Annotated in this window: 18 protein-coding genes; 9 read left to right on the top strand and 9 right to left on the bottom strand. The window is 68.7% G+C overall.

What is annotated here, in order from left to right:
• Nucleotides 1-112 precede the first annotated feature (112 nt).
• Nucleotides 113-1,231, top strand: coding sequence for an EAL domain-containing protein (locus tag PE061_RS07340; RefSeq protein ID WP_271258446.1), 1,119 nt, complete (start codon nucleotides 113-115; stop codon nucleotides 1,229-1,231).
• 3 nt (nucleotides 1,232-1,234) lie between these two features.
• Here the strand turns inward: PE061_RS07340 and lipB are convergent, their stop codons facing one another.
• On the bottom strand, nucleotides 1,235-1,849 hold the full coding sequence (gene lipB / locus PE061_RS07345) for a lipoyl(octanoyl) transferase LipB (protein WP_271258447.1): 615 nt from the start codon (nucleotides 1,847-1,849) through the stop codon (nucleotides 1,235-1,237).
• A gap of 66 nt (nucleotides 1,850-1,915) precedes the next feature.
• Between lipB and PE061_RS07350 the strand changes: the two genes are divergently transcribed.
• The gene (locus PE061_RS07350; protein ID WP_271258448.1) at nucleotides 1,916-2,176 is read left to right on the top strand and encodes a FliM/FliN family flagellar motor switch protein; all 261 of its coding nucleotides are present in this window, start codon (nucleotides 1,916-1,918) and stop codon (nucleotides 2,174-2,176) included.
• 99 nt (nucleotides 2,177-2,275) lie between these two features.
• On the opposite strand, the gene PE061_RS07355 is transcribed toward PE061_RS07350, so the two are convergent.
• The 3 genes from PE061_RS07355 to PE061_RS07365 all read right to left on the bottom strand — a co-directional run bounded on the left by PE061_RS07355 (nucleotide 2,276) and on the right by PE061_RS07365 (nucleotide 6,670).
• Nucleotides 2,276-3,400: an epoxide hydrolase family protein gene (locus PE061_RS07355; RefSeq protein ID WP_271258449.1), complete on the bottom strand. Its 1,125-nt coding sequence runs from the start codon at nucleotides 3,398-3,400 to the stop codon at nucleotides 2,276-2,278.
• On the bottom strand, nucleotides 3,397-5,013 hold the full coding sequence (locus PE061_RS07360; RefSeq protein WP_271258450.1) for a GMC family oxidoreductase: 1,617 nt from the start codon (nucleotides 5,011-5,013) through the stop codon (nucleotides 3,397-3,399). Before PE061_RS07360 ends, PE061_RS07355 begins: the two co-directional genes overlap by 4 nt.
• Nucleotides 5,014-5,089: 76 nt before the next feature.
• Nucleotides 5,090-6,670, bottom strand: coding sequence for a spinster family MFS transporter (locus tag PE061_RS07365; protein WP_271258451.1), 1,581 nt, complete (start codon nucleotides 6,668-6,670; stop codon nucleotides 5,090-5,092).
• A 77-nt stretch (nucleotides 6,671-6,747) separates the two neighbouring features.
• Between PE061_RS07365 and PE061_RS07370 the strand changes: the two genes are divergently transcribed.
• A complete protein-coding gene (locus PE061_RS07370) occupies nucleotides 6,748-7,239 on the top strand; it encodes a low molecular weight protein-tyrosine-phosphatase (RefSeq protein ID WP_271258452.1) in 492 nt (163 codons plus the stop codon).
• Here PE061_RS07370 and thpR read toward each other — a convergent pair.
• Complete coding sequence (gene thpR / locus PE061_RS07375) at nucleotides 7,203-7,733, bottom strand: RNA 2',3'-cyclic phosphodiesterase (RefSeq protein WP_271258453.1); 531 nt, start codon at nucleotides 7,731-7,733, stop codon at nucleotides 7,203-7,205. The genes PE061_RS07370 and thpR overlap by 37 nt on opposite strands.
• Complete coding sequence (locus PE061_RS07380; protein WP_336297021.1) at nucleotides 7,733-8,398, bottom strand: arylesterase; 666 nt, start codon at nucleotides 8,396-8,398, stop codon at nucleotides 7,733-7,735. Before PE061_RS07380 ends, thpR begins: the two co-directional genes overlap by 1 nt.
• A gap of 26 nt (nucleotides 8,399-8,424) precedes the next feature.
• Between PE061_RS07380 and PE061_RS07385 the strand changes: the two genes are divergently transcribed.
• The 4 genes from PE061_RS07385 (at nucleotide 8,425) to mmsB (ending at nucleotide 13,456) form a co-directional block, all read left to right on the top strand.
• Entirely contained in the window at nucleotides 8,425-9,129 is a 705-nt protein-coding gene (locus PE061_RS07385) for an ABC transporter ATP-binding protein (RefSeq protein ID WP_420794394.1), read from the top strand.
• Nucleotides 9,126-11,624 (top strand): ABC transporter permease, encoded by a 2,499-nt coding sequence (locus PE061_RS07390; protein ID WP_271258455.1) that lies wholly within the window; start codon nucleotides 9,126-9,128, stop codon nucleotides 11,622-11,624. The genes PE061_RS07385 and PE061_RS07390 overlap by 4 nt, the downstream gene beginning before the upstream one ends.
• 92 nt (nucleotides 11,625-11,716) lie before the next feature.
• Nucleotides 11,717-12,445 (top strand): Bax inhibitor-1 family protein, encoded by a 729-nt coding sequence (locus tag PE061_RS07395; RefSeq protein ID WP_271258456.1) that lies wholly within the window; start codon nucleotides 11,717-11,719, stop codon nucleotides 12,443-12,445.
• A 117-nt stretch (nucleotides 12,446-12,562) separates the two neighbouring features.
• A complete protein-coding gene (mmsB, locus tag PE061_RS07400; RefSeq protein WP_271258457.1) occupies nucleotides 12,563-13,456 on the top strand; it encodes a 3-hydroxyisobutyrate dehydrogenase in 894 nt (297 codons plus the stop codon).
• A gap of 28 nt (nucleotides 13,457-13,484) precedes the next feature.
• Here the strand turns inward: mmsB and PE061_RS07405 are convergent, their stop codons facing one another.
• From PE061_RS07405 to PE061_RS07415, 3 genes are all read right to left on the bottom strand, one after another.
• Nucleotides 13,485-13,856 (bottom strand): hypothetical protein, encoded by a 372-nt coding sequence (locus tag PE061_RS07405; protein ID WP_271258458.1) that lies wholly within the window; start codon nucleotides 13,854-13,856, stop codon nucleotides 13,485-13,487.
• Nucleotides 13,849-16,185 (bottom strand): ATP-dependent Clp protease ATP-binding subunit ClpA, encoded by a 2,337-nt coding sequence (gene clpA / locus PE061_RS07410; protein ID WP_271258459.1) that lies wholly within the window; start codon nucleotides 16,183-16,185, stop codon nucleotides 13,849-13,851. Before clpA ends, PE061_RS07405 begins: the two co-directional genes overlap by 8 nt.
• A gap of 118 nt (nucleotides 16,186-16,303) precedes the next feature.
• Nucleotides 16,304-17,761 carry a sigma-54-dependent transcriptional regulator gene (locus PE061_RS07415; protein WP_271258460.1) on the bottom strand — a complete coding sequence of 486 codons (1,458 nt, stop codon included), beginning with the start codon at nucleotides 17,759-17,761 and terminating at the stop codon, nucleotides 16,304-16,306.
• A gap of 165 nt (nucleotides 17,762-17,926) precedes the next feature.
• Here PE061_RS07415 and PE061_RS07420 point away from each other — a divergent pair, with 165 nt between their 5' ends.
• Nucleotides 17,927-18,067, top strand: a complete 141-nt coding sequence (locus PE061_RS07420) for an aa3-type cytochrome c oxidase subunit IV (protein ID WP_271258461.1) — start codon at nucleotides 17,927-17,929, stop codon at nucleotides 18,065-18,067.
• A gap of 7 nt (nucleotides 18,068-18,074) precedes the next feature.
• Complete coding sequence (locus PE061_RS07425; RefSeq protein ID WP_271258462.1) at nucleotides 18,075-19,214, top strand: NAD(P) transhydrogenase subunit alpha; 1,140 nt, start codon at nucleotides 18,075-18,077, stop codon at nucleotides 19,212-19,214.
• Nucleotides 19,215-19,217 lie beyond the last annotated feature (3 nt).

Below are 19,217 nucleotides of genomic sequence, written 5' to 3' on the forward strand. Positions count from 1 at the left end.
GACCGGCTCAAGGCGAGTTGGGCGCGAGCCTCGTCTGGTTGATGCGGCGTTAACCATTTTTACACCGCGGCCCGGCAGTCTCGGTTGCACGATCATCTCACGGGGGACCAGAATGTCTGTGCACGCCGGATTGCCGATACGGCTCGCCTGCTACGCTGCGGGTGCCGCGGCGCTTTCAATCGTGGGCCCCGCGCTCTGGAACGTGCCGACGCTCATCGCCGCCGCGGCTTCGGCGGCCACGGCGTTCTGCTTCGTCGTCGCCGATGTTCTCTTCTGCACGTACCGCCTTGCGCGCCGCGCGTTCGTGACGGCGGCGTACCACAAGGCCGAGGTCGAAGCGCTCGGCGCGCGTGTGGCCGCTCTCGAGGCGCTTCGCCGGACCACGCTGCCGCCGACGGCCCCCGAGCCCTGCGACGCCTCTGCGGAAACGGCGAACAACCTCCTGCAGTTCGCCGCGCATGTCAGCGCACGCTGCGGACGGCGGACGGCCCCGGAAACACACGCGGCCGATGACACGCACGATCCGATCGCCGACACGCAGATCGAGCTGCACCTGCAACCGATCGTCGGCATTTCGGATCGCCGCGTGCTGCACTACGAGGTCCTCACGCGCCTCCGGTCGCATACGGGCACGCTGATGATGCCCGCCGAGTTCCTGCCGGCCGCCCGGGCGACCGGGCGCGCCGCCGATCTCGATACGCGGCAGCTTTCCAGCATCGTCGGCCTTTGCCACCGCATCGGCGACCGGCACCCGGAAACGCGGCTGTTCTGCAACCTCTCCGGCGATTCGCTGCAGAGCGACGGCTTCCGCGCCGCGCTCGCCGCGTTCGCGAAAGCGCAAAAGGCCCTGTCGCAGCGCATCGTGTTCGAGATCGACGCGGCGACCGCCGTCGCCCTCGACACCGAAGCCGTCGCCGACCTGCGTGGCATCGAGGCGACGGGCTTCGCGTTCTCGGTCGACAAGGCGTCGCTCGGCGACCTTCCGCGCCTGCAGGGCGTGTTCCGCCGCCCGGGCTTCCTGAAGCTCGACGCCGTGATGCTGGCAGATGCCGACCCGAACGTGCTGAAGGCGCTGGCCCGCGGCGGTACGCAGGTCGTCGCGACGCATGTCGAGACCGAGCAGCAGGCGCTGTCGGTGCGCCGGTCCGGCGTCGAACTCGGCCAAGGCTTCCTGTTCGGAAAGCCGCGCCCGGCGCGCATGGACGACTACGCACGCAGCCGCGCGGCCTGAGTTCTACAGGAACGGGCAGTGCCGCCGCAGCGCGGCGTCGACGTCGGCCATCGTCGCTTCGATGCCGAGCGCGGCAAGGCTCGTGACGGGATATTCGGCAAGGCCGCAGGGCACGATGCCGGAGAAGTGCTCCAGATCGGGCGCGACGTTCAGCGAAAAGCCGTGGAAGCTGACCCAGCGGCGCACGCGCACGCCGATGGCGCCGATCTTCGCCTCGCCCGCGGGCGTATCGGTCCACACGCCGACCCGGCCGCGAACCGCGCGCGCGGAGACGCCGAAATCGGCAAGCGCCGCGATCAGCCAGCGCTCGACCGAACAGATGAAGCCCCTGAGGTCGCGGCCGCGCTGCTCCAGATCGAGCATCAGATAGCCGACGCGCTGGCCCGGCCCGTGATAGGTGTAGCGCCCGCCGCGTCCGGTGGAGAACACGGGGAAGCGCGCGGGCGCGAGCAGCTCCGCCGCGTCCGCGCTGGTACCCGCGGTGTAGACCGGCGGATGCTCGACGAGCCAGATCAACTCGCCCGCTTCGCCCGCGCGAATGTCCGCCGCGCGCTGCTCCATCGCCGCCAGCGTTCCGGCATAGTCCGCAAGGCCGCTTTCAACCCGCCACTCGGGCATCTCTTTACCCCGTTCTAACCCTATCCGGCGCATCATGCCCCAAACCCGAAGCGCAGATAGGCGGTCATGAGCGTTATCGAAAGGATCAAGGTCGAGATTTCGGTCGTGATCGGCAGCAAGCAGATGCCGATCCGCCAGCTCCTGAAGATGGGGCGCGGCGCCGTGATCGACCTCGATGCGCGCCGCGACGACCCCGTGTGGATCTACGCGAACGACGAACTGATCGCGCGCGGCGAGATCGTGCTGCTCGGTGACAGGATTGGCGTTTCGATCTCGGAGCGGGTGCGCCGTGCGGGCGGGCTCAATCTTTCTTCGTCGGTGATCTAGCCGTATCACTCTCACCTCGCCGCGTCACCCTCACCAACTTCGCCTACGCTGCCTGCGGCGGGAAGGCTTCGTATCCTCTCCCATCGAGGGAGAGGTTGGTTACAGCGCGGCGACGAATGTTCTGAGGTCGGCGAGGAACAGTTCGGGCTCCTCGAGGCTGGCGAAGTGGCCGCCGCGCGGCATCTTCGTCCAGTGGACGACGTTGTAGCCGCGCTCGGCCATCGCGCGCGGCGGGAAGGCGAGCAGGTCGTGCGGGAAGGCGGCGACGCCTGTCGGCACCTCGATGCGCCGCCCGTCCGGAATCGTGAAGCCGCCTTCGTCGAACAGGCCGCGATAGATCCACGTCGCCGTGTGGAAGCTGCGCGTCGAGAGGTAGATCATGATGTTGGTGAGCATCTGATCCATGCTGAACGGCGGCTCAGGGTTGTGCGTGCCCGCATCGCTCCAGCCGCAGAATTTCTCGGCGAGCCATGCGGCGACGCCCATCGGCGAATCCATCATCGCGTAGGCGAGGCTTTGCGGCTTGGTGCCCTGAAGCTGGAGATAGGCGGTTTCGGTGGCGCGGATCTGCAGCGCCCATTTCAGCCAGAGCTCCTCTTCCTGCGTGGTCGGCTGCATGTTCGCCGGGCGCAGGCCGAAGCCGTTCAGGTGGATCGCCGTGACGCGCGCGGAATCGAGGCCGATCCAGCCGCCGATGACGCTGCCCCAGTCGCCGCCCTGATAGATGTAGCGGTCGTAGCCGAGCAGACCCATCAGGCCGTCGTAGAGCTTCGCGACGGCGCGCGGGCCGATGGGCGATTTCGGCTTGTCCGACCACGCGTAGCCGGGGAGCGAGGGGGCGACCACGTGAAAGGCGGGTGAGCCGTCCTCGGGTTCCGCGAGCCGTTCGATGATCGCATCGAATTCGAGGATCGACCCCGGCCAGCCGTGCGCGATGAGCAGCGGCTTCGCATCGGGGCGCGAGGACCGCTTGTGGATGCAGTGCAGGCGGAAGCCCGGCAGCACCTCGGCGCGAACGTGCGGATGCCGGTTGAGGCGGGCGACGGCCGCGGGCCAGTCGAACCCGGTGAGCCAGTAGTCGCGCAGCCGTTCGAGATAGGCGCGGTTCGCGCCGTAGCGCCAGCCGGCGTCCTCGGGTTCCTCGAAGAAGCGGAAGGCCTCGACGCGGCGGCGGACCCATTCCGCCTCCTCGGCCTCGACCGGGATTTCGAACGGTTCGATCATGCCGCGAGCGCCTGCCGGGCATCCGCAAGGATCATGTCGGCGGCCTTTTCCGCGATCGCGATCGTCGGTGCGTTGGTGTTCCCTGAAATGAGCGTCGGCATCACCGAGGCGTCGACGACGCGCAGGCCGGAGACGCCGCGCACGGCAAGCCGCGTATCGACGACCGAGCGCTCGTCCGCGCCCATGCGGCAGGTGCCGATGGGGTGATAGATGGTCTCGCCCCACGCCTTCAGCGCCGTTACCACGTCCTCGCGCGCAGTGACGCCCTCGCCGGGCCAGACCTCCTTGCCGCGGAACGGCGTGAGCGCGGGCATCCGCCCGATGTTCCGCGTGATCTCGATGCCCGCGAGAATGGTTTCGAGGTCGCCCGGCGCGGAGAGGTAATTGGGGTCGATCGCCGGGTGCGCGGCGGGGCCCGCGGACTTGAGACGGATCGTGCCGCGGCTTTCGGGGCGCAACTGGCACATGTGCATGGCATAGCCGTGCTGGCGCCCGAGCGTGCCGCGGCCGTGCGGCTCGCCGAGCACGGGCATGAAGTGAATCTGGATGTCCGGCGCGGCGAGGCCGGGACGGGTGGAGAGGAACGCGCCCGCCGGGGTCGGCATGTAGGCCCCCGAGCCGTCGCGGCGCAGCATCCACTTGCCGAGCGCGATCAGCTTGTTGTGGATGCCGGCGTTCCTGTTGAGCGTGATCGGCTGCGTGCACGTCCACTGCACGAGCATGTCGAGGTGGTCCTGAAGGTTGCCGCCGACATCCGGCGCGTCATGCACCACCGCGATGCCGTGTTCGGCGAGGTGCGCAGCGGGCCCGACGCCGGAGAGCATCAGCAGTTGCGGCGAATTCACGGCGCCGCCGCAGACGATCGTCTCGCGCGCTGCCACCGTCTCCGCCTTGCCGTCCTTCCGGTAGGCGATGCCGGTCGCCCGGCGGCCGTCGAACGTCACGCGCTCGACGAGCACGTCGGTGAGGACGTCGAGGTTCGGACGGTCGAGGACGGGTTTGAGATAACCCTTCGCCGCGGACCAGCGCTCGCCGTCCTTGATCGTCGAATCGTAGCGCCCTGCGCCTTCGAGCTGCGGCCCGTTGAAATCGTCGGTGACGGGATGGCCCGCTTCCGCCGCCGCCCTGATGAAGGCGTCGATGAGCGGACTCGGCAGGCAGCGGCGGCCGGTGTGGAGCGGGCCATCGCCGCCGTGGTAGTCGTCTGCGCCGCGCTCGCTCGCCTCGGAGCGGCGGAAGTAGGGCAGGATGTCGTCCCAGCCCCAGCCGGTGCAGCCCATCTGCGCCCAGCGGTCGTAGTCGCTGGCGTGGCCGCGGATATAGACCATGCCGTTGATCGACGAGGAGCCGCCGAGCACGCGCCCGCGCGGCCAGTAGAGGCGGCGGCCGTCCAGATGCTTCTGCGGTTCTGTCCAGAAGCACCAGTTGGTCTCGTGCGCGTTCTCGGGCGGGATGATCTTGGAAAGCCCGCCCGGCATGTGGATGAGGAAGGAGCTATCCTTGCCGCCGGCCTCGACGAGTAGCACGCGCGTGCCGGGGTCCGCGGACAGGCGGTTCGCGAGCACGCAGCCCGCCGAACCCGCGCCGACGACGATATAGTCGTATCCGGACATGTAAATCTCCCCCGAGTCCTGCAAGCAGCCGCAAGAGTGGCGCTGTTTCGGCGCCTGCGCAATTCTGGATAAAGCGTCAGGCTTGCCCGGCGTAGACTTCTCCAGCGGCGGCGGCGCGTTCCACGCGTGTCGCTTCGGCGTGCGGAAGCCGGCGCCAGACGAACCAGAGGCAGACGAGCGTCACCGGCGCGGCGACGAGCAGGCAGAGGATACCCGTGCCGAGGCTGCCGGTGACGAGCGACATCTTGCCCGCAAAGTAAGGCCCGAGACCGAGCCCGACGAGGGTGGTTCCGAGGAAGTAGGTCGCGGTCGCCGCGCCGCGCATCCGCGGCAGCACGAGGTTCTGGCTGGTCGCCGCGGCGATGCCCACCCAGCAGCTGTTGACGGTCGCCATCGGCGCGAACGCCAGATAGAAGATCGTGAGGCTTTCCGTCGTGTAGACGACGAGCATCAGCGGCGCAGGGATCAGCACGCCGAGCGCTGCGACGAGGATGTCGCCCGCCTGCCAGCGCGCTCTCGCCCAGTCGGCGAGGCGTCCGCCCGCGATCACGCCGATGAAGCCGCCCGCCGCGCCGACGCCGCCGATGATGAGGCCGACGATCGCCGGGTCCGCGCCGAAGGTGCGGATCGCATAGGGCGCGGACCAGAAGCTGACCGCATAGGTGACGAACGCGATCGAGCCGAAGCCGAGGATGGCGAGCAGGAACGTCGGCGTGCCCCAGATCAGCCGGTAGGTCGGAAGGTCGCGGCGCTTCAGCGACTGCGACCACGAGAAGACGGAATAGCAGCCGATGCCGATGGCGCTCCATTGCAGCATGTCGCCGGTGAGCGCGATCATCGCGGCCGCGCCGAGCACGACGGCGGCGAGCCCGGCGAGGTTGACCGCGAACGCGCGCGCGCCGCTGCGCGCGGCCTGCACCAGCGTGAACGGCGGGATGACGCTCGACAGCTCGGTGAAGAACTTCGGCCACGGCGACGGTTCGGGCGGGCTCAATATGCCCTCGGACATGCCGCGCAGCGGCTCGCGCAGGGTGAGCACCCACAGCGCCAGCAGCAGCCCCGGCAGGCCGACGGCGAGGAAAGCCGCCTGCCAGCCGACGAGGCCGAGGGGGCCGCCGCCCGGAAACGCGCTGTTCCAGCTTTGCACGATGAGCCCGCCGATGAACAGCGACAGGCCGCCGCCGATGTAGAGCCCGCTCGAATAGATGGCGAGCGCGGTGGCGCGTTTCTGCTTCGGGAAATAGTCCGAGATGATCGAGAAAGCGCAGGGACTCGCCGTCGCCTCGCCGATGCCGACGCCGATGCGCGCCGCGGCGAGCTGGCCGAAGTTCTGCGCGAAGCCGGAGAGCGCCGTCATCGCCGACCAGACCGAAAGCCCGATCGTCATCAGGCGGCCGCGATACCACATGTCCGCGAGCCGCCCGAGCGGGATGCCGAACAGCGAGTAGAACACGCCGAAGGCCGTGCCGTAGAGGAAGCCCATATCGGCGTCGGTGACGCCGAGGTCGGCCTTGATGTCCTCCGCGAGGATCGAGATGATCTGGCGGTCGACGAAGTTGAGCACGTAGACGAGCACGAGCACGCCGAGCACATACCAGGCGTAGGGCCCGCCGACCTCCCCCTTGCGCGCCTCGAGAAGCGCCGCCGCATCGTTCATCCGCCCGACCCTCTCCCCGGTTTCGAGACGCACCCCTTGCCGGAGCGTTTGCCCCGTGGCTAACACAGGGGCCCGCAATGGAAAGCATGGAAATCGCGATGACGACCTCGGTCCTGTTCGTTTGCCTAGGCAACATCTGCCGCTCGCCGCTCGCCGAGGGGGCGATGCGGCGGCTGGTGGAGATCGAGGCGGCGGCCGTCCACATCGACAGCGCGGGGACCGGCGACTGGCACATCGGCCGCGCGCCCGATCCGCGCGCGCAGGCGGAGGCGCTGCGGCAGGGGCTCGACATCTCGATGCTGCGCGCGCGGCAGGTGACGGCGGAGGACTTCCATAGCTTCGACCATATCGTTGCGATGGACGCGCAGAACCTTGCCGACCTTCTGGCGATGCAGCCGGACGGCGCGCGGGCGCGGCTGTCGCGGCTTCTCGACCATGTCGGGGGCGGCGACGTGCCCGACCCCTACTACGGCGGCGACGACGGCTTCGCCGAGACCTTCCGGCTCGTGGAGAGCGGTGCCCGCGCCCTGCTTCAGGCGATCAGCGGCCAGCGCGCGACGACATTGTAGTCCGCGCCCTCGGTGGTGAGGCGGCTTTCGAACAGGCTGATCGCGTCGACGGTGAACGACACGGGCGGGAAGCCCTCGCGCAGGAACGCGTCGAGCGGACCCGCCGTGCCGGAGAAACGCGCCAGCGTGATGTGGGGCAGATAGCTTCGCGTTTCGGGCGCGATGCCGACAAGCTGGAGCGCGCGGTCGACCTTGTTGTGCAGCGCCTTCACCGGCTCCTGCGGCTCGACGCCGACCCACAGGGTCTCGACGCGGCCCTTGCGCTCGAAAATGCCGGGGCGGCCGATGGACAGGTCGAACGCGCGCGTGCGGATCGTCGCCAGCGCCTCGGCGGCGGCATTGGCGGTGTGCGTATCGACGGTGCCGATGAAGCGCAGCGTCAGGTGGAGCTGCGCCGCGCTCTGCCAGCGTGCGCCGAGCACGCCGCCCATGCGCGCGGTGAGCGCCGCCTTCACCTGCTGCGGCAGGTCGATGCCGACGAACAGGCGGTGCACTAGCGGAGCGCCGCCTCGACGCTCGGCAATATGCCCTGCACGATCACGGCGACGCCTTTCGGATTGGGGTGCATCCCGTCGCCGAGCAGCAGCGCCTTGTTCGCGACGACGCCCTTCATGAAGAACGGGTAGAGCGGCACGGCGTGCTTCTTCGCCAGCGCCGGGTACATGCCGTTGAAGTCCGCCGCGTAGGCCTTCCCCATGTTGGGCGCGGCCAGCATCCCGGCGAGGAGCACCTTGCTGCCGCGCTTCTTGAACTCGGCGATCATCGCATCGAGGTTGGCGCGCGCCTCGGCGGGCGGCAGGCCGCGCAGCATGTCGTTGGCGCCGAGGCCGAGGATGACGAGATCGGGCTTCGCCTTGAGCCCGCCGAGCACCCACGCCGTGCGCGCCTTGCCCGCGGCGGTGGTGTCGCCGGAAACCGCGCCGCTCACCACGCGCGCGGAAATGCCCTTCGCCTTCAGCGCCTTTTCGAGCTGCGGCGCGAAGCCCTCGCCCGGCTTCAGCTGATACCCCGCCATCAGCGAATCGCCGTAGGCGACGATGACGCGCGTTTCGGCAAGCGACGGACTCGCGCCGACGAACAACAGCAGAAAAGCGGCAATCGCGGCTTGGACAAAGCGCGCGGCATCCCCATAGATACGGGACTTGCACGAACCGGACAAAGCGGATCCCCTTGAACGATATCTCCCTGTCGCCTTCCAATATCGTGATTGATGCGCGCGATGTCACCCTCACGCTCGGTGAAGGGGCGGGCGCGGTCGAAATCCTGCGCGGCGTCAGCCTGTCGGTGGCGCGCGGCGAAAGTGTCGCGATCCTCGGGCCTTCGGGGTCTGGCAAGTCCTCGCTGATGGCGGTGCTCTCCGGCCTTGAGCGCGCGAGCGGCGGCCGTATCGGCGTTGCGGGGCAGGATTTCGGCGCGTTCGACGAGGACGGGCTCGCCCGCGCGCGGCGCGGCCGCATTGGCATCGTGCTGCAGGCGTTCCACCTGCTGCCGACGATGACCGCGCTCGAGAACGTCTCGGTGCCGCTGGAGCTTGGCGGCGCCCCTGATGCCGAGGCGCGCGCCCGCGCCGAGCTGGAGGCGGTCGGCCTCGGCCACCGGCTGACGCACTACCCTTCGCAGCTTTCGGGCGGCGAGCAGCAGCGCGTCGCCATCGCGCGCGCCACCGCGCCGCGCCCCGGCATCCTCTTCGCCGACGAGCCCACCGGCAACCTCGACACTGCCACCGGCCACGAGATCGTCGAGCTGCTGTTCGAGCGGCAGCGGGCGCAGGGCACGACGCTGGTGCTGATCACCCACGACACGGAGCTTGCGGCGCGCTGCGGCCGCATCGTCGAGATGCGCGACGGCCGGATCGTGCGTGACCGCGCGGCGAGCGAGGCTGCTGCTTGAACCTCCCCCTCAAGCTGGCGCTCCGCGACCTGCGCGGCGGGCTTGCGGGCCTGCGGCTGCTTGCCGTGTGCCTGTTCCTCGGCGTCGCCGCGCTCGCGGGCGTCGGCAGCCTCTCCACCGCCATCGTCACGTCGCTCTCCGAAAAGGGCCAGTCGATCCTCGGCGGCGATGTCGAGGTGACGCTGACGCAGCGGCAGGCGAGCGACGCCGAGATGGCGGCGCTGCGCAGCTTCGGCAGCGTCGGCGAAGTGGTGCGGATGCGCGCAATGGCGAGCCGCCTCGACGGCGCCGAAAGCGTGCTCGGCGAACTCAAGGCCGTGGACGGCACCTATCCCTTCTACGGCAATGTGCGCCTCGAAAGCGGCCTGCCGCTGGCGGACGCCCTGAAGGCGAACGGCCTCGTCGTCGATCAGGCGGCGCTCGACCGGCTCGGCGCGCGTGTCGGCAACACGGTGACGATCGGCGACGCGCGCGTGGGTATCAGCGGCGTGCTCGCCGAGGAGCCGGACAAGGTCGGCGAAGGCTTCACGCTCGGGCCGACGCTGCTGATGTCGATGGAAACGCTCGGGCAAACCGGGCTTCGCCAGCCGGGGAGCCTTTATCGCACGCATTACCGCCTGAAACTGCCGTCCGATGTTTCCCCCGAATCCGTGACGGATACGCTGAACACACGCTTCCCGGACGCGGCATGGCGCATACAGGACCGCTCGAACGGCGCGCCCGGCACGCGGCGCTTCATCGAGCGGCTCGGCCAGTTCCTGACCCTCGTGGGCCTCACGGCGCTGCTCGTCGCCGGGGTCGGCGTCGGCAACGGCGTCGGCTCCTACCTCGACGGCAAGACGCGTTCGATCGCGGCGCTGAAAAGCGTCGGCGCGGATTCGCGGACGATTTTCCGCATCTACATGATCGAGGTGGGGCTGGTCGCGCTCGGCGCGGTCGTTCTGGGCGCCGCGGCGGGCGCGTTCGTGCCGGCGGTCGTGGTGGCGTTCGCGGGCGACGCGCTCCCGGTGCCGCCCGAACTCGGCCTCTATCCCCTGCCCCTCGTCACAGCGATCCTCTACGGCCTGCTTGCGGCGGCCGCTTTCGCGATCTGGCCGCTCGCGAAGGCGCGCGACGTTCCCGCCGCCCGCCTGTTCCGCGCGGGTGTCGAGCGCATCGCCCGTCCGCCGCTGGACGTCGTCCTGCTCAGCTTCGGGGCTGCGCTCGTGATCGCCGCCATCGCCGTCGCGCAGGCGCGCGAGCCGCTGTTCGCCGCCGCGTTCATCGCCGCAGCCCTCGGGCTCATGGCGCTGCTCGCGGTCCTTGCGCTCGGCATCCGCGCGCTTGCCGCGCGCCTGCCGCGCCCGAAGCAGCCGCTCCTGCGGCTCGCGTTCGGCAACCTGCACAGGCCCGGCTCGATGACGCGGCAGCTCGTGGTGGCGCTCGGCCTCGGCCTCACGCTGTTCGCGACGCTCGCCGTCATCGAAACCAACCTCTCGCGCCAGATCGACGAGGCCCTGCCGCGCGAGGCGCCGAGCCTGTTCGTCGTGGACATTCCCGCGGGCGAGGCCGACGCGTTCAGGAAAACCGTGCTGGACGCGGCGCCCGGCGCCTCGATCCGCATCGTGCCCTCGCTGCGCGGGCCGGTCGTCGCCGTGAACGGCACGCTCGTCTCGGAAATGAAGGACGTGCCCGAAGGTGCGTGGATCCTGCGCGGCGACCGGGGCCTCACCTATTCGCAGGGACTGCCGGACGGGAACCGCATCGTTTCCGGCGAATGGTGGCCGGAGGACTACGCCGGGCCGCAGCTCGTCTCGCTGGACGCGGAGGTGGGCGAGGCGCTCGGGCTCAAGGTCGGCGACACCATCACCGTCTCGGTGCTCGGCGTCGATCTTCCCGCGACCATCGCGAGCTTCCGCGAGATCAACTGGGATTCGCTCGGCTTCAACTTCGCGCTCGTCTATTCGCCCGGCCTCATCGAAAGCGCGCCGCACAGCTATATGGCGACGGTCGTCGTTTCGCCCGATGAGGTGCCCGCCGTCTCGCGCGCCGTGGTGCGGGCCTTCTCGTCCGCCTCCGTGATCCGCGTCGGCGACGTCATCGCGAACGCGGGGGCGCTGCTCGGCCAGATGTCGACGGCGGTGCGCGCCGCCGCCTCGGTCGCGATCGCGGCGGGGATCGCCGTCCTCGTCGGCGCGATCGCGGCGGCGCGGCGCGCGCGCATCTATGATTCGGTGATGCTGAAGGTGCTGGGCGCGACGCGGGGCCAGGTGCTTCTCAGCCTGCTCGCCGAATATGCGCTGCTCGCGCTCATCCTCTCGGCCATCGCCTTCGCGCTCGGCACGGCCGGCGGCTGGTACGTGGTGACGCAGGTTTTCGAGCTGGACTGGCTGCCGGTCTGGCCGCCGGTGGTCCTCACCGTCGTGCTCGGCGCGGCGGCGATTCTGCTGCTCAGCCTCGTCGGATCGTGGAGCGCGCTCGGCGCGCGTCCGGCACGTGCGCTCAGGAATTTATAGTGAATTCGTCCGGTTTTCCTTGAAGCTGCGGCAAAACCACCCGATATTGCCGGGGCAAGCCGGATGACCCGGCAAATGGGAGAGTGGATGAAATGGTGAACCAGACGGATCCTCGCCTGGCTTACGGTCGCCCGGCGACAACGGCCGAAGGTGTCGTTTTCGATGCCGGCCTTCGTAAATACATGCTGTCGGTCTACAATTACATGGCCTCCGGCGTGCTGCTTTCGGGCATCGTCGCCCTGCTGTTCGCGAACAGCGGCATGGCCGCGCAGGTCTTCGCGCAGGGCGGGCTGCTCGCTTGGGTGCTGATGCTGGCGCCGCTCGGCTTCGTGATGGTGCTGAGCTTCGGCATCAACCGCCTGTCCACCCCGGCCGCGCAGGGCGTGTTCTGGGCGTTCGCGGCGGTGATGGGCCTGTCGCTGTCGACGATCTTCCTGACCTTCACGGGCACGTCGATCGCGCGCATGTTCTTCATCACGGCGGGCGCCTTCGCGGGCCTCAGCCTGTTCGGCTACACGACGAAGAAGGACCTGTCGGGCTTCGGCACCTTCCTCGTGATGGGCCTCATCGGCCTCATCATCGCGAGCGTGGTGAACATCTTCCTCGGCTCGTCGGTGATGCAGTTCGCCATCTCGGTGATCGGCGTGCTGATCTTCGCGGGGCTCACCGCCTACGACACGCAGCGCATCAAGAACATGTACTTCCAGGTCGCGGGCAGCGACTTCGTCGGCAAGGCGGTGGTGATGGGCGCGCTGTCGCTCTACCTCGACTTCATCAACATGTTCATGTTCCTGCTGCAGCTGTTCGGCAACCGCGAGTAGCATTTTCGCAGCCACGGACTGCAAAAAGGCCCGGTGCGTTTCGACGCGCCGGGCCTTTTCTTTTGCCGCTCCGCATGGCTAGACCGTGCCCATCGAGAAGACGAAGGGGAGATCGGTATGGCGGAGACAATCGCGTTCATCGGGCTCGGCAACATGGGCTCGGGCATGGCGGCGAACCTTGCGAAGGCGGGATACGTCGTGCGCGCCTTCGATCTCAGCGCCGATGCGCTCGCGCGTGCCAAGGGCGACGGCTGCACCGTTGCGGCGAGCGCCGCCGAAGCCGTTTCGGGCGCCGACGCGGTGGTGACGATGCTGCCCGCGGGCAAGCACGTCGAGGCCGTCTACAACGGTGACGTGTTCGGTGCGGCGAAGCCGGACGCATTGTTCATGGACTGCTCGACGATCGACGTGGCGACGGCGCGCAAGGTCGTGGAGGCGGCGACCGCGAAGGGGTTCGCGATGGTCGATGCGCCGGTCTCGGGCGGCGTCGCGGCGGCCTCCGGCGGTACGCTCACCTTCATGGTCGGCGGCGCGGCTGAAGCGTTCGCGCGCGCCGAGCCGATCCTCGCGCGCATGGGCAAGGCGGTGATCCACGCGGGCGGCGCGGGCGCGGGGCAGGCCGCGAAGATCTGCAACAACATGCTGCTCGGCATCTCGATGATCGGCACGTGCGAGGCGTTCGCGCTCGCCGAGAAGCTCGGGCTCGACCCGCAGGTGTTCTTCGACATCTCCTCGAAGGCGAGCGGCCAGTGCTGGTCGATGACGAGCTATTGCCCGGTGCCCGGCCCCGTGCCCGCCGCGCCGTCCAACCGCGACTACGAGGGCGGTTTCGCCGCCGCGCTGATGCTGAAGGACCTGAAGCTGGCGATGGAGGCGGCGGCGGCGGCGAACGCCGCGACGCCGATGGGCGCGCAGGCGGAGGCGCTCTATCAGGCCTTCTCCAACCTCGGCGGCGCGGCGAAGGACTTCTCGGGGATCATCAAGCTGCTCGACGGCAGCTGGCGCGCCTGACCCGCCCGCGAGCGCGGGCGAGGCACGGTCAAAGCGTCTCGATAGCCTTCAGGAAGCGCTCCGGATTGCCGTCACGGAGTTCGTCGATGGCGGCGTCGAGTTCGTCCTCGTCGACCTTGGCGCTCGATTCGGCGGCCTCGATCCGTTCGGCGACGGCTTCCAGACGCTTTTCGATGGCCGCCTCGATGCGGTCCGCCTTGGCGTCGATCGCGTCGCCCTTCTTATCCAGAATGACCGCGGCACGATGACCCTTGTCGTCGTCCCCGAAGCCGAAGCTCGGGCCGTCGATATTGGACAGCAGCAACAGGGCGCCGAGACCGCCGAGGACGATCATCAGGTTCCGGCGGTTGACCGGCCTGTCTTCGCCTGTTTCTTCGCGCGCTGGCGGCTCGTCATGCATCGACGGTTTTCTTCCCGCCCTTCGTCTTGCCCTTCTTGGTCGCGCGCGGCTTCGGCGCCGCGGCCATGATCTCGAACGACGGCCTGTCGTCCTTGATGTGGACGACCACCTCGCCGCCGTTCACCAGCTTGCCGAACAGCAGCTCCTCGGCAAGCGGCTGCTTGATCGTCGACTGGATCAGGCGGGCGAGCGGGCGCGCGCCGTAGAGCCTGTCGTAGCCGCGCTCGATCAGCCAGCTCTTCGCCTCGTCCGAAAGCTTGATGTGGACGTCGCGGTCGGCGAGCTGGAGTTCGAGCTCGAGGATGAACTTGTCGACGACCATCGCGACGACCGGCGTCGGCAGATAGTCGAACGGCACGGTCGCATCGAGACGGTTGCGGAATTCGGGCGTGAACATGCGCTTGATGGCTTCCTCGTCCTCGCCGACGCGCACGGTGGAGCCGAAGCCGATGCCTTCCTTCGCCATGTCGGCGGCGCCCGCGTTCGTCGTCATGATGAGGATGACGTTGCGGAAATCCACCGTCTTGCCGTGGTGGTCGGTCAGCTTGCCCGCGTCCATCACCTGAAGGAGGATGTTGAACAGGTCCGGGTGCGCCTTCTCGATCTCGTCGAGCAGCAGCACCGAGTGCGGGTTCTGGTCGATGGCGTCCGTCAGCAGCCCGCCCTGATCGAAGCCGACATAGCCCGGAGGCGCGCCGATCAGGCGGCTCACCGAGTGGCGCTCCATGTATTCCGACATGTCGAAGCGGTGCAGCGGGATGCCGAGGATCGAGGCGAGCTGGCGCGCGACCTCGGTCTTGCCGACGCCGGTGGGGCCGGAGAACAGGTAGTTGCCGATCGGCTTGTTGGGCTCGCGAAGGCCCGCGCGGGACAGCTTGATCGCTGAGGACAGCGTCTCGATCGCCTTGTCCTGCCCGAACACGACGCGCTTCAGGTCCTGCTCCAGCGTCGCCAGCACCTTCTTGTCGTCGGAGGAGACCGATTTCGGCGGGATGCGCGCGATCGTCGCGACGACAGCCTCGACGTCCTTCACGCCGATCACCTTCTTGCGCCGGGCGGGCGGCAGCAGCATCTGCGAGGCGCCGACCTCGTCGATCACGTCGATCGCCTTGTCGGGCAGCTTGCGGTCGTTGATGTAGCGCGCCGACAGCTCCACCGCCGTCTTCACGGCCTCGTTGGTGTAGCGGACCTTGTGGTGCTCCTCGAAATAGGTCTTGAGGCCGAGGAGGATGCGCACGGTGTCCTCGATCGAAGGTTCCTTGACGTCGATCTTCTGGAACCGGCGCAGCAGCGCGCGGTCCTTCTCGAAGTGGTTGCGGAACTCCTTGTAGGTCGTCGAGCCGATGCAGCGGATCGCGCCGCCCGAAAGCGCCGGCTTCAGAAGGTTCGAGGCATCCATCGCGCCGCCCGAGGTGGCGCCCGCGCCGATCACGGTGTGAATCTCGTCGATGAACAGGATCGCCTCGGGCATCTTCTCGAGCTCGGTGACGACGCCCTTCAGCCGCTCCTCGAAGTCGCCGCGGTAGCGTGTGCCCGCAAGCAGCGCGCCCATGTCGAGCGCGTAGATCACCGCGTCCTTCAGCACGTCGGGCACGTCGCCCTCGACGATCTTGCGCGCGAGCCCTTCCGCGATCGCGGTCTTGCCGACGCCGGGATCGCCCACGTAGAGCGGGTTGTTCTTGGAACGGCGGCACAGGATCTGGATCGTGCGGTCGACCTCGGCGGCGCGGCCGATCAGCGGGTCGACCTTGCCGGAGAGCGCCTTGTCGTTGAGGTTCACGCAGAACTGCTTGAGCGGCGAATCCGCGGGCTTCTTGGCGTTGCCCTTGTCCTTCGCCTCCTCGGCGGGCTCGTCGGCGCCGCGCACCGCGCGCGGCTCGGAGAGCGAGGGCGACTTGGCGATGCCGTGGCTGAGATACGAGACCGCGTCGAGCCGCGTCATGTCCTGCTGCTGGAGGAAATAGACGGCGTGGCTCTCGCGTTCGGAGAACAGCGCGACGAGGACGTTCGCGCCCGTCACCTCGTCGCGGCCCGAGGACTGCACGTGCAGGATGGCGCGCTGCACGACGCGCTGGAAGCCGGCGGTGGGATTGGGATCGACCTGATCGCTGGCGCGCAGCGGCTCCAGCTCCTTGTCGAGATAGCCGGTCAGCTCCTCGCCGAGCTGGTCGAGATCGACGCCGCAGGCCTTCATCACCGCAGAGGCGTGGCTGTCGCCGATCAGCGCGAACAGCAGGTGTTCGAGCGTGGCATATTCATGCCGCCGCCGGCTCGCTTCGGCGAGGGCGTTGTGAAGCGTATGCTCGAGCTCGCGGGCAAAGGCGGGCATTCATCACTCCTGCGATGCGGCGAAACATCCGCCGCCTGATGTGAAGATCAGGGACGAATGGCAAAACATCAAGGGGGCAATGCGCGGCGGCAGCCGCTGAAACCACGTTTCCCGCGGTTCAGGCGACATTCCTGACGTCGTCGTCACGGTCGACGTCGTCGGTCACGGCCATTTCGCCGAGCTTGCGGTAGAGCGTCGAGCGGCCGATGCCGAGGCGGCGCGCCACCTCGCTCATGCGGCCCCGGCAATGGTGGATCGCCTTGCGGATGATCTCGGCCTCGAGGTCCTCGAGGCGGCGGAGCTTGCCGTCGTCCCCGAACAGGGAGACCTCGGCCGAAAGGTCGGACAGCGCAGCCCGCGCCGGTGCGGGCTGCGCCGTGCGTTTCGGCGTGGCGACGCCTGCAAGCTGCGGGAAGTCGAGGGCGGTGAGCCGCGCGCCGTCGCAGAGCACGGCGGCGCGGAACAGCGCGTTCTGGAGCTGGCGGACGTTGCCGGGCCAGTCGTAAGCCTCCAGCAGTGCCAGCGCGTCCTCGGAAAGATCGCGGGCGCTGACGCCCTCCTCGGCGCCGAGACGGCGGACGAAATGGCGGGCGAGCGCCGCGATGTCGCCGCGCCGCGCACGCAGCGGCGGAATGGTGACGGGCACGACGCCGAGCCGGTAGAACAGGTCCTCGCGGAAGCGGCCCTCGCGCACCTCCTCGGCGAGGTTGCGGTTGGTCGCGGCGATCAGCCGGACGTCGACGGTCACGTGGCCCCGGCTACCCACCGGCTCGATCTGTCCGGTTTGCAGCGCGCGCAGCAGCTTCACCTGCGCGTCGAGGGGCAGTTCGCCGATCTCGTCGAGAAACAGCGTGCCGCCGTCCGCCTCGCCGAAGCGGCCGACATGCTTTTCCACGGCGCCCGTGAACGCGCCCTTCTCGTGGCCGAACAGCACCGATTCGACGAGATTGGCGGGGATCGCCCCGCAGTTGACGATGACGAGCGGCTTGTCCTTGCGCGGCGAGGCGGTGTGGACCGCCTGCGCGACGACCTCCTTGCCGACGCCGCTTTCGCCCTCGACGAGGATCGGCACGTTCTTCTGCGCCGCCTTCTCGGCCACCGCGAGCGCGGCGCGGAAACCGGCATCGCTGCCGACGATCTCGGCGAAGCCCAAAGAGTCGGGCAGCTTTTCGGTCAGCGGGCGGAGTTCGCCGCCGGGCGCCTTGTGGTCGAGCGCGCTTGCAAGGGCGCGGGTGATGCGGTCCGGACTCGCCGGTTTCAGCAGGAAATCGCTCGCGCCCGCGCGCATCGCCTCGACGGCGGTGGAAACGCTCGAATGGGCGGTCAGCATGATGACGGGAAGCTGCGGGAATTGCGGGCGCAGTTCGCGCAAAACCTCGATGCCGGTCTTGCCCGGCATGTTGTAGTCGAGAATCACCGCGTCGATGGACTTGCCGCGCGCACCCGTCAGCAGGTCGAGCGCGGCCTGGCCATGCTCCGCCTCGAGCGTGGCGTACCCGGCCCGCGCCGCCACGGTCTCCGTGATGCGCCGCTGGCTCGTTTCGTCATCCACGATAAGGACGGTCTGTTTCGCCACGTCCCTGCTTTCGCTCGCCTAAATTGACCCGAATGTCTCGATACGGCACAGTTTCTTTCGATCGCGTTAAGATCAGCTTCTGCACGCCCGCGCATATTTTGCTTCACACCGGGGCGCGGGTCGTTATGAACGGGCCGAATTCAGGTCCGGATGGGGGACGTACATATGGCGCAGAACAGCTCGTACACCGACAAGGCGATGAAGGATCACGCCAAGACCTACGCGGGTTTCCTTGCAATGCTGAAGTATGGCACGGCCGCGATCGTGCTCGTGCTGCTCGGCATGCTCGTTTTCCTCTACAACTAGCCGTTCCGTGACACAGCCGGTTCGCATCGCGGTCCTCCTTGAGACCGCCGATTTTGAGCGCCGCGTTGCTGCAAGCCCCGAGACGGTGAAGAAGTTCATCGGTCTGGGCGCGAGCGTGGCCGTGGAAGCAGGCGCTGGCCTCGCCTCGGGGATCGCGGACGCCGACTATGCGGCGGCGGGCGCGGAGGTGGGCGACCGTGCCGCGGTGCTGAAGAACGCGGGCATCGTGCTCGGCGTGCAGGCACCGGAGCCATCGGCGCTCGCAGGGGCTGCACCCGGTGCGCTCGTGGCGGCGATGCACGCGCCCGCGGCGAACCCGGAGCGCGCGAAGGCCTATGCGGCGGCGGGCTACGAGGCGCTCGCCATGGAACTGATGCCGCGCATCACGCGCGCGCAGTCGATGGACGTGCTCTCCTCGCAGTCGAACCTGGCCGGATACAAGGCGGTGCTCGACGCTGCGGCGGAATACGGCCGCGCCTTCCCGATGATGATGACGGCGGCGGGCACGGTCTCGGCCGCGAAGGTGTTCATCATGGGCGTCGGCGTCGCGGGACTTCAGGCGATCGCGACGGCGCGGCGGCTCGGCGCGCAGGTCTCGGCGACCGACGTGCGCTCGGCGACGAAGGAGCAGATCCTCTCGCTCGGCGCGAAGCCGATCTTCGTCGAGGCCGTGAAGGGTATCGAGGGCGAGGGCTCGGGCGGCTACGCCACCGAGATGTCCGACGAATACAAGGCCGCGCAGGCCGAGCTGGTGTCGTCGCACATCGCGAAGCAGGACATCGTCATCACCACCGCGCTGATTCCGGGTCGCGCGGCGCCGCGCCTCGTCAGTGACGCGCAGATCGCCACGATGCGGCCGGGCGGCGTGATCGTCGACCTCGCGGTCGAGGCGGGCGGCAACGTGGAAGGCGCGGTGGCGGGCGAGATCGTGGTGAAGCACGGCGTCAAGATCGTCGGGCACCGGAACGTGCCGTCGCGCCTCGCCTCCGACGCCTCGCTGCTCTACGCGCGCAACCTGTTCAACTTCCTGTCCGCGTTCTGGGACAAGGAAACCAAGGCGCCCGTGCTTCCCGACGACGACGAGATCGTGAAGGGCGTGCGGCTGACCAAGGACGGCAAGGCCGTGCATCCGGTGCTGGGGGGCTAGTCA

This window comes from Sphingosinicella microcystinivorans, from assembly GCF_027941835.1.
In the GTDB taxonomy this organism is placed as follows: Bacteria; Pseudomonadota; Alphaproteobacteria; order Sphingomonadales; family Sphingomonadaceae; genus Sphingosinicella.

What these genes read in the sequence shown, in the direction of transcription:
- PE061_RS07395 (WP_271258456.1), top strand. Translation starts at nt 11,717, where the DNA reads ATGGTGAACCAGACGGATCCTCGCCTGGCTTACGGTCGCCCGGCGACA.
- PE061_RS07350 (WP_271258448.1), top strand. Translation starts at nt 1,916, where the DNA reads ATGAGCGTTATCGAAAGGATCAAGGTCGAGATTTCGGTCGTGATCGGC.
- PE061_RS07420 (WP_271258461.1), top strand. Translation starts at nt 17,927, where the DNA reads ATGGCGCAGAACAGCTCGTACACCGACAAGGCGATGAAGGATCACGCC.
- PE061_RS07360 (WP_271258450.1), bottom strand. Translation starts at nt 5,013, where the DNA reads ATGTCCGGATACGACTATATCGTCGTCGGCGCGGGTTCGGCGGGCTGC.
- PE061_RS07355 (WP_271258449.1), bottom strand. Translation starts at nt 3,400, where the DNA reads ATGATCGAACCGTTCGAAATCCCGGTCGAGGCCGAGGAGGCGGAATGG.
- lipB (WP_271258447.1), bottom strand. Translation starts at nt 1,849, where the DNA reads ATGCCCGAGTGGCGGGTTGAAAGCGGCCTTGCGGACTATGCCGGAACG.
- PE061_RS07370 (WP_271258452.1), top strand. Translation starts at nt 6,748, where the DNA reads ATGGAAAGCATGGAAATCGCGATGACGACCTCGGTCCTGTTCGTTTGC.
- PE061_RS07365 (WP_271258451.1), bottom strand. Translation starts at nt 6,670, where the DNA reads ATGAACGATGCGGCGGCGCTTCTCGAGGCGCGCAAGGGGGAGGTCGGC.
- mmsB (WP_271258457.1), top strand. Translation starts at nt 12,563, where the DNA reads ATGGCGGAGACAATCGCGTTCATCGGGCTCGGCAACATGGGCTCGGGC.
- clpA (WP_271258459.1), bottom strand. Translation starts at nt 16,185, where the DNA reads ATGCCCGCCTTTGCCCGCGAGCTCGAGCATACGCTTCACAACGCCCTC.
- PE061_RS07340 (WP_271258446.1), top strand. Translation starts at nt 113, where the DNA reads ATGTCTGTGCACGCCGGATTGCCGATACGGCTCGCCTGCTACGCTGCG.
- PE061_RS07405 (WP_271258458.1), bottom strand. Translation starts at nt 13,856, where the DNA reads ATGCATGACGAGCCGCCAGCGCGCGAAGAAACAGGCGAAGACAGGCCG.